Raw genomic sequence first — 15,796 nt, 5'->3', positions numbered from 1 at the left:
TCATTTTATCATGATCAGCAGTCGCGCGAAAATAAGAGAAACCTTCAGTTGAGGGAATTTGCGAGGGGATGAGGGCATGAGCGACCGTGGAACAAGGAATCAGGGAGAAGCCGGCACTCATCAGGCGTATGAACGACCGCGAGAACTAAATTCGTGGCGCTACAGCGTTCACCAAAGACATTAATCATAGCCACGTGATATAATGACCTTGTCGCGCTTATTTTGACATTCTTTAAAGAAAGCGAGGGCGTGCATTTAATGAGGAAAACTACCTGTTTATCCCTAATTTCAGGCGCGATTGTGACCTTGTTCGGACTACTCCCTTTCATTTTTGCCTATCCGTACAGCGATGGTCCCCATTCCGGACCTTCAAATTTATGGGAGTTGGCGCTGATGGTTGCCTATGAAGGAAAAGGATGGTACTTATTGATTGGAATCGCTCTATTTACGCCAATCATTTTCACATGTTGCAAAAGACTCTTTCACCCTCGGGAATCGTTTCCTCCATCCTAGTCACTTCAGACCCCCCGCGGGACTTAGGTCAAGTTGGCATGATTATCTTTTTTCTGCCTCGACCTTAAATTCAGTGGTTAAAGTTGGTTCATCGTATGAAAAAGTAATCGTATAATCGATGACTTCTTTTGTATCTATGTTACGTATCGCTGTTGTTACTGCTCCATCCCCTCGATAACGTAACTTACTATTATCTGCTATTTCATAGCTTTTCACACCAGCGACTTCGTTAACAGCGAAACATAAGCGTTGAATTATATCGCCGTATAAAAAAGCCAGGTTGCAATCATTATCATTCTCTTTATCATAGTAAGAAATAACCGCCTTTAATTTCGGCAGCTGTTCATCTTCCACTAAAATAAAATCTATGATTTCATAGCCTGAAGAACCTTCGCGCGCCTTAAAAGCGGCAATCACATCTTTTTTTGTATCATTTTTTGTTTCGCCTATATAATTTCCTGTCGGGAGGGCCGAATTTACGCATACCACCGATCCAAAACACATGGATGCCGCTATCCATAATCTTAAGCCCTTTTTCAATTATCTCCCCAACCCCTCTTTAAAATAAAGTGTTTCAAGCATAAAAATAATGCCGGGCCAAACGAGATCGACATCATCCCAATCTAAAAAGGTTGAAACCTCGATATCATTTATAGTGATACATACCGAGCCGTTTATTCTCAAATCCTTCGTATCCGCTAACGATTGGTTCGCTTTGATTCGAGCATTAGGAGAATCGATTGATATAAAATATTTTCCTGGATGAAATAGATCTAAATAGTAATCATTTCATGATCTAAAGCAACGTAGGTTTCAACAGATATCATGACTGCGCTCCTTTCCTTGGTTTTGTGTTCATAAACTCTATGACGACCTCTCCTACGCATTTATTAGGCACAAATTCATCCCAAAGACCAGCCCAAATTCCACGAGCAGCGCCTCACCTACTCCGCAGCCCGTGGATCACTTTCAGCAGCGATGCTGCCGTCGGCGCGATAGCCGATTACGCGTTTCGCGGGTTGATCCATCTTCTCGCGATGATCTAACACGACATACCAGACGCGAGGTCCGTCTCCTTTCGAGATTGTGGCTTCATAATTCCCTTCTTCCATCTGTACACTGACTCTGGAAATTTCATCATCGAATAGTGAGCCATACACTACCGTTACATACACTCTCTTTTCCTCCGAAGATAAGTCAACCGTTCCTTTCACCGAAGACGTTTGAAAGTAACCAAAACCACCTTGCTCCGCTGACTCTCTAGCATCTTCCTCCTTAGCTGAACTACCGCCGCGATAATGCCAACCGTCTTCCTCTTTTTCAAACTTGGCCATCCCTAACTCTCCATTCGATTGATAAAAGGAAACCGCGAAATCAACCGACTGATATGTTTCGTAAAAGTCACTTTTTGGTATATCGCTCTCCTCTATGGCCTCATCGAACGTTTTTTGATGCTCAAGCGACTCCGTTTCCAACCCGCCGCCACACCCTGTCAAGAGCAAGATGAACGCAAGTAATAACAATAAAAAACCGCCCACTAAGCCCTTCCGCCATCGCTCCCGAGCCTCAATTTTTATCTTCATATTCCTATCCACCCTTCCACTACCCATCGCCACGTTGTTCAAACGTCCGTTTGACTACCCGCGCCAGGATTTCGATACCCGCCAGCAAAGCCTCGCGATCAAAGGTCATCTGAGGATGATGCAATCCGGGCTCGAGTCCACAACCAAGTCCCAGCATCGTTGCTTTTATTTGCGGGCGTTTGATCGTGTAAAAGTGAAAATCTTCGCCGCCTGGGCTCACAACTGGTTCAACGAGCTGATCTACGCCGAGCGTGTCCTCGATGGCCTCTCCCAGCAGCTTTCTCGCTTGCTCATCGACTTCGGCGGCAGGCACGCGAGCGTGATAGCTTAAATCAATCTGCGTGTCATACAACGCGGTGATCGCTTGAATAATGCGGTCCACTTCAGCCAACAATTGATCCATCGCTTGATTCGTTTGAGCCCGTAGATCCAGCGAAAATTCAGCGTTCCCGGGGATTACGTTATGACTTTCTCCACCCGCTATAAAACGAGTCACTTTGACCGAGTACGGAATCATCGGATTGAGCCGAATCCGCTGCAACTCACGAACGAGCGCCGCCCCGACTTCAATTGCGTTAACGCCAAGGTGCGGACGAGCCCCGTGCGTATCGGCCCCGATAATTTTGCCCGAAATGAATTGACCAGAGCCATTATAGATCGCCGCCGCCGCTTGTCGATTGGCCATTTCCGTCGCCGGACGCAAATGGACCCCGTATAGAAAATCGACATCATCGACTACTTTTTTCTCGATCATTTTCAAAGCTCCTGTTCCCTTTTCTTCTGCCGGTTGGAAGATCAATTTCAACGTCCCCTTTGGAACAAATCCGACCTCCTTTAATAACAACCATGCCCCAAAGACGATCGTCATGTGGGCGTCATGTCCGCATGAGTGATTCGCTCGGAATTCTCCATCGACTTCCTGCCAGAGCGCATCAAGATCCGCCCTCAGAGCAACGATCAGTGGGAGCTCTCCCGCCCCTATTTCACCAACAACACCTGTGCAGTCTCCAAACGTCGTCACCCGACACCCGCTCTCGCGCAACAAACACGCCAAGTAAGCGGTCGTCTCCACTTCCCGCCAACTGATTTCAGGATGCGCGCGTAAATGTTCAAAAATTTCCATCACACGTGGTCGCAATGATTCAAGCGCCTGTTTCAATTTTATCCACTCTCCTCCCGCAAAAACTCAACTTTTATCCAGTGTAACACTGCTCCGTCCCCAACGGCTATAACAGCATCTTTTTTTCTTTTATGACTTTGTTCTTCCTTTTTAGGGAATCCTAAGATCGAGTTGATTTTAAAAATAGATCTTAATTTTGGAGGCTACCCATGACAGAACATCGAACACGTCTTACCGCATCGGAAGTTGCCGCGCTTTGGGGCTCATATCAGTCAAACACGATGGCAGTCTGTATTTTTAATTACTTTTTACATCACGTGGATGACTCGGAAGTGAGAGAGCTTTTGGAATATACGTTAACCATGACTGAAAATGATGTTAAGAAAATCAAACGAATAATTCAACAAGCCAACCACCCGCTGCCCATCGGTTTTACAGAGGCTGATGTTAATGTCAAAGCGCCAAGATTATATTCAAACGCCATTTATTTGTATTACATTAAAAATATGACAAAAATTGCGATCGCAACATATGGTGTGTCCTTAGCGGCAGCGGTCAATTCAGCCGTCCGTGATTTTTTAAGCAGTGGGATTATCGAGGCAACACATCTATATAACAAAGCCGCTGAATTATTATTGCAAAAAGGGTTATACATCCGTACTCCGTACATCGTAACGCCCAACACGCTTGACTTTGTGTCGGAGCAAAACTATTTAGGCGGAATCCTCAACATGAATCCTCGACCACTGAATGCAATCGAAATAACGCACTTACAAGCGAATACGCAGACGAACACGATCGGTCAATTTTTAATGATGGGTTTTAGCCAAGTGGCTGAAAATAAGAAAGTGCGCCAGTATCTTATGAGGGGTGTAGATATCTCAAAAAAACACGTTAAAGTGTTAAATTCGATCTTAGTGGAGGATAACCTGCCAGCTCCTGTCGCTTGGGATTTGGATGTATCAGACTCAACGGTTGCCCCTTTTTCAGACAAATTGATGCTCTTTCACACTACTGCCTTGATCGCTTCTGGAATCTCAAACTATGCCACTTCATCAGCAGCAAGTCTAAGATTGGACATAGCGACTACGTACACGCGGCTCACGGGCGAAATTGCTCGGTATGCGATTGACGGGACGAAGCTGATGATTGAAAACAGTTGGTTAGAAGAACCGCCTCAAAATATTGATCGAAAAGAAGTAGCCAACGTATAAAAATAAAAAAAGGGTGACCTGATACGGTCACCCTTTCTCTCTACTCAAATGTAGTCAAACTGGAAATTTCATCTTGCAACTGTCTCGTTCGTTTCGCATTTCCTTGCGCAAAGTTTTCCAAGCGATCTTTTAACACTGGATTTTGATGAATCCGCTCGGCGGTAATGATGTAGCGACGCATTAACTCTGTTTCTATTTCCATTGAATTGGAAAGCAATTCACGCAAATCTTGTTCACCCAACGCATCTTCGCGGTCACCGTCTCGGTCATAATCAAGATTATGATTCATCGCAGCCCTCACCTCTTCCTTTATGGTTCTCTGTATCATTATTTCCTTGCCCTCACTGTCCTATGTGTAGGTCAAAATAGTAAGTATCGCCAATCCAACGAAACACACAATCATGAGGAAGAAACCGTTGTCGCGTATCCCCACTTGTAAACCCGATCGATGCGTGAATCCACTAACAAGCAAATTAATTGGATTAACCGGGCTTAAAATTGATGCGGTGGCCCATGCAAGCATGATCGTCATCGCCAAAATCTCTTTGCTTGTTCCCAATAAAACAGGATCCATTTGCGTCGTTAATACAGTAACCGTCACGACTTGATGAATACCAAGGAAGGTCACGCTAACCATTGTCACTAAAATAAACAACGCTAACCAAACATAGGAACGCTGCCCGAGAGACACCATAAATCCGTTTATCCCTTCTCCAAAACTCGTCCCTCGCAATGCTTGACCAAAGAAACCCGCGCTGATATACATCATAATTTCATTGTTCATCACGGGGACAGAGTCATCGCGAAATTGAATAAGATGATGCTTTAAGGAGACCCAGTTCCGTGAAACAAGTCCCCATACAAGCGGAAATGTCAACGCGACTAAACTCACAATAACGAGCATCGACCAATGGGTCAGCCACTCCAGCGCAATCGTAATGATCATTAACAAGCAAACAATGCCAATTAATAACTGCAGTTTACGCCGTTGCTCTCCCGTCGTGGGCGGCGCCTCTTCCATTGCGTTAGCGATTGGAAGCTTTCGACTCCAGAACCAAAACAATACATTTCCGATCAATAAAAAAAGAGCAGCTATACCAAATCCATATACCATATAATCAGTCACAGACACCTTCAAGTACATCAGTGTAATCCCAACCGCCGCATAATAGGGCGACCACAAAATCGTCGAGAAAAAACCAATCAGATACGCCTTCGATAATAAAGTAGCGTTTAACCGCAGATCTTTGATCAGATCATGAACGATTCGAAGGGCCCCAAGGTTTAATATCGGTCCCAAAAAAAACAAGGCAACGGTCATACCCGCGAACATCTTACGTGGACGATTTTGAAAACGACGCAAATAAACGAAAAGCGATTCAAAAAAACCGCCCATTTTCAAGGGGATCGCCAACAAGGGAACAAGGACTAACAACGTTAACAAAGGAAGATTGGTCGTAATCCCTTGCGCCGCCAGCGCCAAGCCGTCCCCTTTGCACACCGTTAACAGCGCCCCAGCCGTAAACATAAGCAGCCCGATCATACGTGGCCCTCGTTTCGCCAACGAAACACTGCTAAAAAAAGAAAAGAGAGCCAGACAGGCTAGCGCGTAGGCAAGCCATTGGGCCCCGATAAAGTATTGGACTAAGAAAAGCAAACACATTCCTACAATTATATGACTTCTCAACGACATTTCCCCCGCATGCATTGATGACCTATATCGAATAATATAAGATAAAAGTAGTAAAAGAAAGGGGGCCGCTTTTCAAATGGATCATAATCGATTATTACACGACATCCAAGAACAGTTTGTAGCATTGGACAAGTTTTTACAAACGATCGACGGCAGACTAGGCAACATCGATTTTAGACTTCAGCGGATCAATGGTCGATTGACCGAAACTCAATTGCAACCCTCTACACAGGAAATGATTAAAATAAACTTGTTACAAAACAATGGAGATTTGAACACAGTTAAACAAGAAGTGAAAAAGATTCGAGATTATTTTCCAATAGTCGAACACGATCTTGAATGCTTACTGAAGCTAAACAACAAGAAAAACGGAAGCCCAGTATAATAAGCAAGGGAAGCCTGTCTGTTGTTTATAGTCGAGCGTTATCCAACAGTTGCCCCACTCCACTTTTGAATAGCGCTTCTCTCTCATTCCTTTCTCCTCTTTCGAACTGAGTTGGACTTATTTAAACTGCGAAACAATCGTAAAAAACGACGAATCTCGGATTCGTCGTTTTTTGTCGTATTAATCCCGAATAGTCCTTTCGACACTGGCGCAAAATAAACAAAGCATTACCAAATCACCATTACTTTTGAAGGAGAGAAGATTGTTGGCTGTAAAGCAAATATTAACTCCAAAAGAAAAAACAAAACGTTTTTTTCCTGAAGCGTGCGCGCGCTGTATTTGGCGCAAAGAAACTGTTTGCCTGTTTCCTTCATGTATAAAAAAATAAGAGATGTGCCGAAAAGCTACCTTATATTGCCAGCCTAGGTAGCTTTTTCATTGTAAAATGGGTTCATTTTGTTGACATTGATAATCGTTATCATTATAATGAACGCTAACACAGTACATAAAGTAAAGGAGAAACCCGATGAATATACGTATTCAAAACTTGACTGACACTCACTTGTCTGACTTTTTAACGTGCCCGCATTCTTTTTGGCGAAAATATATTAAAAAAAAGCGCTCATCACTGAACTGGCGCGAAAAGATGGAACAAACGATCCAGCGGAAAGTCCTCGAATTCTTCTCGCATCCAATGGGAAATAGATCCTTCATCTGGACACCGACCCAAGCGAGTAACCAAACGATTGCAAATCACCTTTTGCGCTCCTTAAAGGAGGATTGCCACCGATCGGTTCCGATTTTTGTTTATAAAAAATTTTCTATTCCAATCCCTGATTGGGATATTCACATAACGACGACAATCCCTTTAGCCTTCTGGGATGATCACGGCAACTTTACAGTCAAAAAATTTTTATTGGATGACACACCTGAAATCATGGAATCTTGGATCTTTTTATGTATCTATTTCTGTCATCTCGCATTTGATCAGATTCCCGCGCAAATAGAGTTAGTCAACCTTGTTTCTGGACAAATGACCGTCCGAACGACACACCAGACAGATATTGTCACATCCAAACAGTACCTTCACCTTTTAAAATCATCCATCACTGATCCGAGCCAATATTTTTATGACATGCAAAACATCTCACATTAACGGAAAAAACCATTTTAGAGATACCTCTAAAATGGTTTCATCCATCGAACAGTGACCTAGTCAAACATGTCACTTATATTTTTAATATCCTTCCCCCCGCCTAATAACGGTTCGAAAAAATGGATCGGAAACATAAAACTGAGCTCACCGTATTGTTCCGCCAGTTCTCTCGCTTCCTTTTGCACCGTTTTAAAAATGACGCGATTCCCTTTCATTCCGTACATCGCCACCCGGTATCTCTTTCCATCGTTCGGCATCGTAATCGTAAAGGGTCTTCCTTTGATGCTGTCAAGGTGGTCTGAAACTTGGGCGATTTCTTCTTGTGTCAAATAGATCGACCCCCTTTCAGTGGTCTCTTTTATTCATATTCATCCAAACTGGTTTCGAGTAGTATCTTGTCTCGCTTGACTGCTAATTGGACGCTACGCCTGTTTTTTGAGCTGTTGGACCCCTTGTTCAGAACCGATCAAAACCAGATCCGCCATGTTCAAAAAAAGACCCGTCTCCACCACTCCCAACACTTGCTTCAGTTCACGATGCAACGCTTGAGGATCTCGAATTGTCTGAAACGCGCAATCAAAAATATAGTTCTGATTATTGGACACAAATGGGCGGGCCCCATCCATTCTCAGCCTCGGCTCAACACCAAGCTCCCTCAACCGATTCACGGTCGTTTGCCAAGCAAAAGGCACAACCTCTACGGGTAGAGGAAACTGACCGAGCTGGAGAACCGCTTTAGAATCATCCACAATGATGATCAGCTTGTCAGCGACTTGATTCACTAGCTTCTCACGCAACAACGAACCTCCGCCGCCTTTAATCAAGTTGAGCTTCGGGTCGACTTCATCCGCTCCATCAATCGCCAAGTCTAAACGATCCGTTTTGGAAAAGTCAGTTAAAGGAATTCCCATCTCATCGGCCCATTGTTCCGTCCGCTTGGAAGATGGGATTCCTTGAATACGCAACCCATCGTGAACGCGTTCGGCTAATTTGCGGATGAACCAATACACAGTTGATCCCGAACCTAGGCCGATCAGCATTCCATCCTCGATCCACTCAACCGCTTTTTCCGCGGCGATTCGTTTTTTCTGATCTAGCTGATTTTCCAAGCGCGTCCACTCCTTTCTTTACCTTAACCCTTTTACCAGTTATGCTCTTAATTATGCTTCGTAATACTCTTTTCTAACAAAAAAATCCCCTTGTTTTTTCAAACAAGGGGATCGGGCATTCAAGATTCTATTTTTAAATTTTCTAATCTTTCATTAATGTTTTGGATTTGCTTGTAAAGATTCATTCGGTCCTGCCATGACATTTTTTCAAGCACTTGCTCTTTTAATTGTTCTTTTATGGAGGTTAGTTCCTGTTGATCGGAAATTGTGTCAAGTTCTCTATGCAATAATTCCAAGTATTACACCCTCTTTTAAACAGTAAAGTATGACTTCAAACAATAATACTAAAGTATCGTACTCAAAGTCAATCCATTTCCCACACATTTGTAAATAACTGTAAGGGATTCATTAAGAAAAAGGACGAATGAATGTTACGCATACTTTAAACTACATCCGTCCATTTATGACTCACATTTATTCACAACTAGTCATCCAAGTCTACGTTGTGGAAGACCTGCTGGACATCCTCAAGCTCATCTAAAGCTTCAATTAACTGCTCAAATTCAACCCGCGCATCTTGTGATAATTCGATATCGTTTTGAGCGAGCATTGTCAGCTCAGCTACAGTAAATTCCGTTACGCCTATTGACTTAAACGCTTCTTGCGCCGCATGAAATTGATCTGGCTCGGCGTAGATGATCACCGAGTCCCCTTCTTCAAAGATATCACACGCTTCAATATCCGCTTCCATTAACAATTCAAGTACTTCATCCGCGGTTATTCCTTCTACACCAAAAACTGCGGTTGGATCAAACATGTAGGCGACAGAACCATTGACACCCATGTTCCCCCCATTTTTATTAAATGCGGAGCGAACTTCCGCCGCTGTGCGATTTACATTATTCGTTAATGCTTCAACAATAATCATTGAGCCGTTCGGTCCAAACCCCTCATAACGAAGCTCATCATAATTTTCCTCAGCGCCGCCCTTTGCTTTTTCAATCGCGCGGTCAATGATTGCTTTAGGAACCATGTATGTTTTGGCGCGTTCGAGCACAACTTTCAGCGCCCGATTGGATTCAGGATCAGGTTCCCCTTGCTTTGCCGCGACATAAATCTCTTTACCAAATTTTGCGTAGATCCGACTTGTGTTCTTATCTTTTGTCGCTTTTTTTTCCTTAATATTATTCCATTTACGTCCCATGACCGCTCCACTCTCTTTCCATTCAAAAAAGTATACTGATCTGTTGCATAATCGTTTTTATTATACATCACTAATCGAATCGCATGCGAGTGAAAATTTTAGTGGCGAATCGGACGTAAAATGGATGTATATCCGTAGTTATAAAAAAGCTGACCAAAGAGGTCAGCTTTTTACTTAATAATAGAGACTTTCGGATTTCATACAACGCGCGCATGTACTTGTCAACTCGTTACTAACCATTTGATGGGCGCATGATGCTTGGAGCTCGAGGAGTTCTGCTTTTAAGTCTGCTATGCGAGATTCCAACTTCCTAATTTCACTCGTAATGATACCGGCATCCTTCATTGGCAAAATCCCCTCCTAGGTTTTTACATATCAATCTTCTTTAGATATAGATCTTACTACCCAGCTCTTTAAACTCCTTCGATTTCTCCTTCATGCCATCGACAGCCTCTTGGTGTTCAGCGGTGTTGCGAATATCATGGCTAATCTTCATGCTGCAGAATTTCGGTCCACACATGGAACAGAAATGAGCTGTTTTTGCCGCTTCTGCAGGCAATGTCTCATCGTGGTACTCCATCGCTCTTTCTGGATCCAACGATAGGTTAAATTGATCATGCCAGCGGAATTCGAAACGAGCTTTGGATAGAGCATCGTCACGAAGTTGAGCGCGTGGGTGACCCTTTGCTAAATCAGCGGCGTGAGCAGCGATTTTGTACGTAATGATTCCATCTCTAACGTCATCTTTGTTCGGCAGGCCTAAGTGCTCTTTCGGCGTGACATAGCACAACATCGCCGTTCCAAACCAACCGATCATCGCGGCTCCGATTGCGGATGTAATGTGGTCATACCCTGGCGCGATATCTGTGGTTAGCGGGCCTAGTGTATAGAATGGCGCTTCGTGCGTGAGTTCAAGTTGTAAGTCCATATTCTCCTTGATCTTGTTCATCGGAACGTGTCCAGGTCCTTCAATCATCACTTGCACGTCGTGTTTCCACGCAATTTTTGTTAATTCACCTAATGTTCTTAGTTCAGCAAATTGCGCTTCGTCGTTTGCGTCTGCGATCGAGCCAGGACGAAGTCCATCACCTAACGAGAAGGAAACATCGTACTCTTTCATAATTTCGCAAATTTCTTCAAAATGCGTATATAGGAAGCTTTCTTGGTGATGCGCCAAGCACCATGCGGCCATAATTGAACCACCGCGAGAAACGATACCCGTCACACGCTCAGCCGTTAATGGCACATAGCGCAACAAGACACCCGCGTGAATCGTAAAGTAGTCAACGCCTTGTTCCGCTTGTTCGATCAATGTGTCGCGGAACACTTCCCAATTCAAGTCTTCAGCAACACCGTTTACTTTTTCCAACGCTTGGTAAATTGGGACCGTGCCAACCGGAACTGGAGAGTTTCGGATAATCCACTCACGTGTTGTGTGGATATTTTTACCTGTGGATAAGTCCATGATTGTGTCAGCGCCCCAACGCGTGGCCCATGTCATTTTTTCTACTTCTTCTGAAATGGAAGAAGTTACTGCTGAGTTACCAATGTTCGCGTTAATTTTTACGTGGAAGTTACGTCCAATAATCATTGGCTCCGCTTCTGGATGGTTAATATTCGAAGGAATGATCGCTCGTCCTTCCGCAATTTCTTTACGAACAAACTCAGCTTCTACCCCTTCGCGGATCGCGACAAATTCCATTTCAGGCGTAATGATTCCCTGACGCGCATAGTGCATTTGCGTCACGTTTTTGCCCGCTTTTGCTCTTAATGGTTTACGTGTCAGGCCTGGGAACACTTGTTGGCGCTCTTCATTTGCCCCTCTTAAACCGTCGTCTTCGGGTTTCACTTCACGACCTTCATATTCTTCAACGTCACCGCGCTCTAGAATCCATTGTCTACGCAACGCGGGTAATCCCTCTTGGATATCGACGGTATAGTCTGGGTCCGTATAGATACCGCTCGTGTCATAAACGCGAAGCGGATCGTTTGGCTCTGTTGTTCCATCCATTTTCGTTGTATCGCTCAACGAAATCTCGCGCATCGGGACCTGAATACTCGGATTTGAGCCCTCAATGTACACCTTTTTACTGTTAGGGAATTGCTGGATCTCTGCTACTTGCACCAAAGTTTCTGTAGATTTTGACAAGAAAAAAACCTCCTATTTTTTCGAAAATACAAAATATTTCGAACCTTTATGGAGGCGGAAGATGACTTAATCGATCACAATAAAATCAAAAATCCGCATGAATAGATTCATGCGGATGAATAGATACTGATTGTGACCCATGTTGTAAAAAACATTAAACACAACAATGCTTGTCTAATCCCTCCGCTGGCATTATCCAGTTCAGGTTCAACGGTCGATAACAGATTAACGTTATCCTCTCAGCCTAGTTCCCTAAGCTCCCGTGTAAGGCTATTTAGTTGCTCAACAACTATATTAGCGCGCTACTAAACTTTTGACAAGCATATTTTTCCTATTGCTCAATTAAGCTGCTCAATGGCACCTCTTGTTCCTTTTCAGGCTCGCCTAGCGGATAGACGCTAGCAGTCTGCGCTTGACCATCTACTTCGCGGATGTAAACAGGCTTTCCTTCGTGCGTCACATGCGCCATGACTTCTGAAGATACGATCTCCATCGCTCGTTGTTTATCCATATTAACTAACCTCCTTAATTTTCAATACAGCCTTTATCTTTTCCAACACCCATTTTTTTATACTTTTACAACTGAGCGTCGTAAAGCCGTCCTATTTTTGCAAAAGTCCACTCTTATCTTGGTTCATGCGCCGCTTCCCATCTACCTGAAAAATAATAAAATAATCTGAGAAGTTTCTTAATATAATTGGACCAAAACGATCGGGAGGTGGCCCGGAAATGGCTCGTTCCAGAATCCTACGGCGACGTGATCGTAAGTCTATTGCGCAATGGATAAAAAAAGTTAAAAAGAATCGCTTACCGAAGGATAAATCCGAACGGTTAAAAATAATGAAGCATAAATTAGCTTTGCCGTATGAGGTCATGGGAGAAGGAAGTAAACGTCTCGTGTACGATCTAACGAAGAAGTCGGTGTTAAAAGTAGCCATCAATGAAAAGGGGTTGCGAGATAATAAGAGAGAGATCAAAATCTATCGCTCTGCCCCACGTAACTTAAAAAAACATCTGGCTAAAATCCGCGAAAATGGCGCAGGTTGGCTGATAATGGATAAGATCAATCAAATAGTCCCCGACACGAAGAAAAACAAACAAAAATTAAAGAAATTAGAAAAACGATTTAAAAAAAGAGGGATCATCACGGATGATTTGTTCAGTCGATCGAAGAAATTAAAAGGCTCGAACACCCGTTTAAATAAAAAAGGGGGAATGGTCGTCATTGATTATGGCAACTTTAAACGTAAGAAATGAATGAAATAAAGTAGTTAGCGGTCAAACAGCCCCCCCCCCTTTCAACGCGGTTGTTTGACCGCCTTTACATACACTAAAATAATCGTTTACGATAGGACAAGGCTTCTTTTTGCTAGAAAGGCAGGTTTAAAAATGGACGTCAATCGGGTAACAACGAAACAACAATTAGAAGACGCGTTTGCCATTCGAAGAACGGTATTCGTTGAAGAACAAGGCGTAGCATTGGAGGTGGAATTTGATCAACACGAGGCGGAGGCTGAGCATATCTTAGTTTATAGCGATGAAAGACAACCGATCGGGACGGGCAGAGTTCGCGCGATCAAAGACCAGGCAAAACTGGAAAGAATTTGCATCCTTGCCCCTTACCGCAAACACGGCTTGGGCAAAGTTATCATCGAAACGCTGGAACAGATCGCCCGGGAACAAGGGTTTACGAAAGCTTTAATCCATGGACAGACGCAAGCGGAAGGTTTTTACCGCAAATTAGGCTACGTTACGAACTCCGAAGTCTTCATGGAGGATGGCATTCCGCATGTGGCGCTTACAAAACAGCTGTAGACACAAGGACCTTCTCTGAGCCTGTCTTCAACAACGACAAAAACCCCCTTAGGTTCCTCTCTTCGATTACCTATGGGGGTTTTCTCATGTCAGTAGTGAAGGCGCGCTAATGCTCCGCTCTTCCCCACACGCGATTGATTCGCTTTTCCAATTGTCCAACGGCCTTATCAAGGGCAAGCCCCGCCAGACCGATCACGACGATCCCCGCCATGACTAAATCTAAGCGCATTGAGTTTCTAGAATCAATAATCAAATAGCCTAATCCCGATTGGGTACCGACCATCTCACCGGACACGAGGAAAATCCAAGCCGTTCCGACCGCAATATGCAACCCATTCGCAATCGTTGGGAAGGCGGCCGGAAAGATGATTTTACGAATCAAATCCAGCTGATTCAACTCAAAATTTTGAGCAACTTTTAAATACGTTTCGTCGACTTTCTTGACCGCGCTCACCGTTGTCATTAAAACAGGAAAGAAAGCGGCAATGAAGATCACCACGATCGCCGGCATATCTCCAATTCCAAACCACAGCACAATAAACGGCGACCAAGCAATCGGAGAAATTGGCCGAATCACTTGAGCAATCGGGTCGATGATTCCCCATAGCGCGGAAATTCTGCCTAAAATAAGCCCGAACACGATCGCCGAAGTAACGGCTAATAAATAGCCGACTAAAAAACGTCCAACACTCACCCGCAGGTGAACGAAAATACTGCCGTCTTGGATCATTTGCATTAAGCCAGCTCCTACCTTCAATGGGCTAGGAAATAACGCGGATTCGTATTGCCCGATAATAACGATGGCCTGCCATACTCCGAGCAATATGACAAAACCAAGCGCCACATTTGTAACATGTCTTGCATTACTCATGCTATCACTTCACTTGATCTATGAGACGATTATCCACGAACTCTTCAAATGTTGGCGGGTGTTCTTGTAATTTCATCTCAATTAAGTAGTCGACCAATTCGGCGTAATCTTCTTCCGTAATCTTTAAATCATCGTAACGAATCCACTGGAAGGAAAGATCCAATACATCCTTTTCCACACTCATATAGCGAGAAGACATTTCAAATGTATCTTCATCTTTTTTCTCGGCAACTTCGCCCGCTTTTAGATAGTAGTCTACAAATTCTTGGGCAATTTCGAATTCATTATCAATAAAATCATTACGTAAAACGAGCATACAGTCGATTGAATTTTCCCAGACATCATAATCTTGATAAAGCACTTTGCCTCGTTCAATCGCTACGGAGATGGCTCCGAATGGCTCTGCCACGACGTACCCCGCAATCCGACCTTCTGAAAGGGCGGCTGGCATTTCCGCTGGCGGAAGCTCAATCAGGGTGATATCGTCATACGTCATCCCGTTTTGTTTTAACATTTGGTAAAGTAAAATATTGTGGGAAGAGAATTTGTGTGGAATCGCAAAGTTCTTCCCTTTCAGATCAGCTACGTTCTCAATATCATTACCGACAACGAGCACGTTACCGTCCTTATGCCCTAAAGCAACAGCCTTTAAATCAATGCCTTGCTCCTTTGCCTTCATGGCAAGGGTGACCAGCATCGAAGCCCCGTCAATACTTCCTGTATTTAACGCATCAATTAAATCAGGCCATGCGCCAAACTTGACCAGCTCTAAATCGAAATGACTATACCCTTCTAGTTCCTTTTCAATATAAAGCGGCACGGCGTGAGTGATCGGTAAATAACCAATCTTCACTGTTCTTTTCGCGTCCCCTTCAGATAAATTAGAACTGTCTACTCCTGTATTTCCGCATGCGGATATCACTGCCATCGCCATGATGATGAACAATAGTGATATGCGTTGAATGATTTTTTTCATGGTTTCTC

General features: G+C 43.8%; 18 protein-coding genes and 1 riboswitch. Of the genes, 5 read left to right on the top strand and 13 right to left on the bottom strand.

Annotated elements, in window-relative coordinates:
• Positions 1–555: 555 nt before the first annotated feature.
• The 3 genes from BEP19_RS10155 to BEP19_RS10145 form a co-directional block, all read right to left on the bottom strand.
• Positions 556–1,053, bottom strand: a complete 498-nt coding sequence (locus tag BEP19_RS10155) for a hypothetical protein (protein WP_120189760.1) — start codon at positions 1,051–1,053, stop codon at positions 556–558.
• Between the two features lie 404 nt (positions 1,054–1,457).
• Positions 1,458–2,096 (bottom strand): hypothetical protein, encoded by a 639-nt coding sequence (locus BEP19_RS10150; protein WP_120189759.1) that lies wholly within the window; start codon positions 2,094–2,096, stop codon positions 1,458–1,460.
• 19 nt (positions 2,097–2,115) lie between these two features.
• Positions 2,116–3,255, bottom strand: coding sequence for a M20 peptidase aminoacylase family protein (locus tag BEP19_RS10145; RefSeq protein WP_120189758.1), 1,140 nt, complete (start codon positions 3,253–3,255; stop codon positions 2,116–2,118).
• A 170-nt stretch (positions 3,256–3,425) separates the two neighbouring features.
• Here BEP19_RS10145 and BEP19_RS10140 point away from each other — a divergent pair, with 170 nt between their 5' ends.
• Positions 3,426–4,430: a DUF3231 family protein gene (locus tag BEP19_RS10140; RefSeq protein ID WP_120189757.1), complete on the top strand. Its 1,005-nt coding sequence runs from the start codon at positions 3,426–3,428 to the stop codon at positions 4,428–4,430.
• A 40-nt stretch (positions 4,431–4,470) separates the two neighbouring features.
• On the opposite strand, the gene BEP19_RS10135 is transcribed toward BEP19_RS10140, so the two are convergent.
• Complete coding sequence (locus tag BEP19_RS10135; protein WP_120189756.1) at positions 4,471–4,719, bottom strand: hypothetical protein; 249 nt, start codon at positions 4,717–4,719, stop codon at positions 4,471–4,473.
• A gap of 60 nt (positions 4,720–4,779) precedes the next feature.
• On the bottom strand, positions 4,780–6,117 hold the full coding sequence (locus BEP19_RS10130; protein ID WP_120189755.1) for a hypothetical protein: 1,338 nt from the start codon (positions 6,115–6,117) through the stop codon (positions 4,780–4,782).
• A gap of 82 nt (positions 6,118–6,199) precedes the next feature.
• On the opposite strand from BEP19_RS10130, the gene BEP19_RS10125 reads away from it, so the two are divergent.
• Positions 6,200–6,508, top strand: coding sequence for a hypothetical protein (locus tag BEP19_RS10125; protein ID WP_120189754.1), 309 nt, complete (start codon positions 6,200–6,202; stop codon positions 6,506–6,508).
• A gap of 526 nt (positions 6,509–7,034) precedes the next feature.
• Positions 7,035–7,664, top strand: coding sequence for a hypothetical protein (locus BEP19_RS10120; protein ID WP_120189753.1), 630 nt, complete (start codon positions 7,035–7,037; stop codon positions 7,662–7,664).
• A gap of 56 nt (positions 7,665–7,720) precedes the next feature.
• Here BEP19_RS10120 and BEP19_RS10115 read toward each other — a convergent pair whose 3' ends face one another.
• The 6 genes from BEP19_RS10115 to BEP19_RS10095 form a co-directional block, all read right to left on the bottom strand.
• Positions 7,721–7,993, bottom strand: a complete 273-nt coding sequence (locus BEP19_RS10115) for a hypothetical protein (protein WP_120189752.1) — start codon at positions 7,991–7,993, stop codon at positions 7,721–7,723.
• Positions 7,994–8,086: 93 nt separating this feature from the next.
• Positions 8,087–8,773 carry a ribose-5-phosphate isomerase RpiA gene (rpiA, locus tag BEP19_RS10110; protein ID WP_120189751.1) on the bottom strand — a complete coding sequence of 229 codons (687 nt, stop codon included), beginning with the start codon at positions 8,771–8,773 and terminating at the stop codon, positions 8,087–8,089.
• A 119-nt stretch (positions 8,774–8,892) separates the two neighbouring features.
• A complete protein-coding gene (locus BEP19_RS17670) occupies positions 8,893–9,069 on the bottom strand; it encodes a hypothetical protein (protein ID WP_170145333.1) in 177 nt (58 codons plus the stop codon).
• Between the two features lie 188 nt (positions 9,070–9,257).
• Positions 9,258–9,977, bottom strand: coding sequence for a YebC/PmpR family DNA-binding transcriptional regulator (locus BEP19_RS10105; RefSeq protein WP_120189750.1), 720 nt, complete (start codon positions 9,975–9,977; stop codon positions 9,258–9,260).
• A gap of 385 nt (positions 9,978–10,362) precedes the next feature.
• Positions 10,363–12,126: a phosphomethylpyrimidine synthase ThiC gene (gene thiC / locus BEP19_RS10100; protein WP_120189749.1), complete on the bottom strand. Its 1,764-nt coding sequence runs from the start codon at positions 12,124–12,126 to the stop codon at positions 10,363–10,365.
• Positions 12,127–12,287: 161 nt separating this feature from the next.
• A riboswitch (TPP riboswitch) is annotated at positions 12,288–12,400 on the bottom strand.
• A gap of 57 nt (positions 12,401–12,457) precedes the next feature.
• Positions 12,458–12,637, bottom strand: a complete 180-nt coding sequence (locus tag BEP19_RS10095) for an H-type small acid-soluble spore protein (RefSeq protein WP_120189748.1) — start codon at positions 12,635–12,637, stop codon at positions 12,458–12,460.
• 218 nt (positions 12,638–12,855) lie between these two features.
• On the opposite strand from BEP19_RS10095, the gene BEP19_RS10090 reads away from it, so the two are divergent.
• Entirely contained in the window at positions 12,856–13,383 is a 528-nt protein-coding gene (locus BEP19_RS10090) for a hypothetical protein (RefSeq protein ID WP_120189747.1), read from the top strand.
• Between the two features lie 132 nt (positions 13,384–13,515).
• The gene (locus tag BEP19_RS10085; protein ID WP_120189746.1) at positions 13,516–13,941 is read left to right on the top strand and encodes a GNAT family N-acetyltransferase; all 426 of its coding nucleotides are present in this window, start codon (positions 13,516–13,518) and stop codon (positions 13,939–13,941) included.
• A gap of 106 nt (positions 13,942–14,047) precedes the next feature.
• Here the strand turns inward: BEP19_RS10085 and BEP19_RS10080 are convergent, their stop codons facing one another.
• Complete coding sequence (locus BEP19_RS10080; RefSeq protein ID WP_120189745.1) at positions 14,048–14,812, bottom strand: ABC transporter permease; 765 nt, start codon at positions 14,810–14,812, stop codon at positions 14,048–14,050.
• 4 nt (positions 14,813–14,816) lie between these two features.
• Positions 14,817–15,788 (bottom strand): ABC transporter substrate-binding protein, encoded by a 972-nt coding sequence (locus BEP19_RS10075; protein WP_120189744.1) that lies wholly within the window; start codon positions 15,786–15,788, stop codon positions 14,817–14,819.
• Between the last annotated feature and the right edge of the window lie 8 nt (positions 15,789–15,796).

This window comes from Ammoniphilus oxalaticus (assembly GCF_003609605.1).
Lineage (GTDB): Bacteria > Bacillota > Bacilli > Aneurinibacillales > RAOX-1 > Ammoniphilus > Ammoniphilus oxalaticus.
This window is presented reverse-complemented; position numbering and strand designations above follow the sequence as displayed.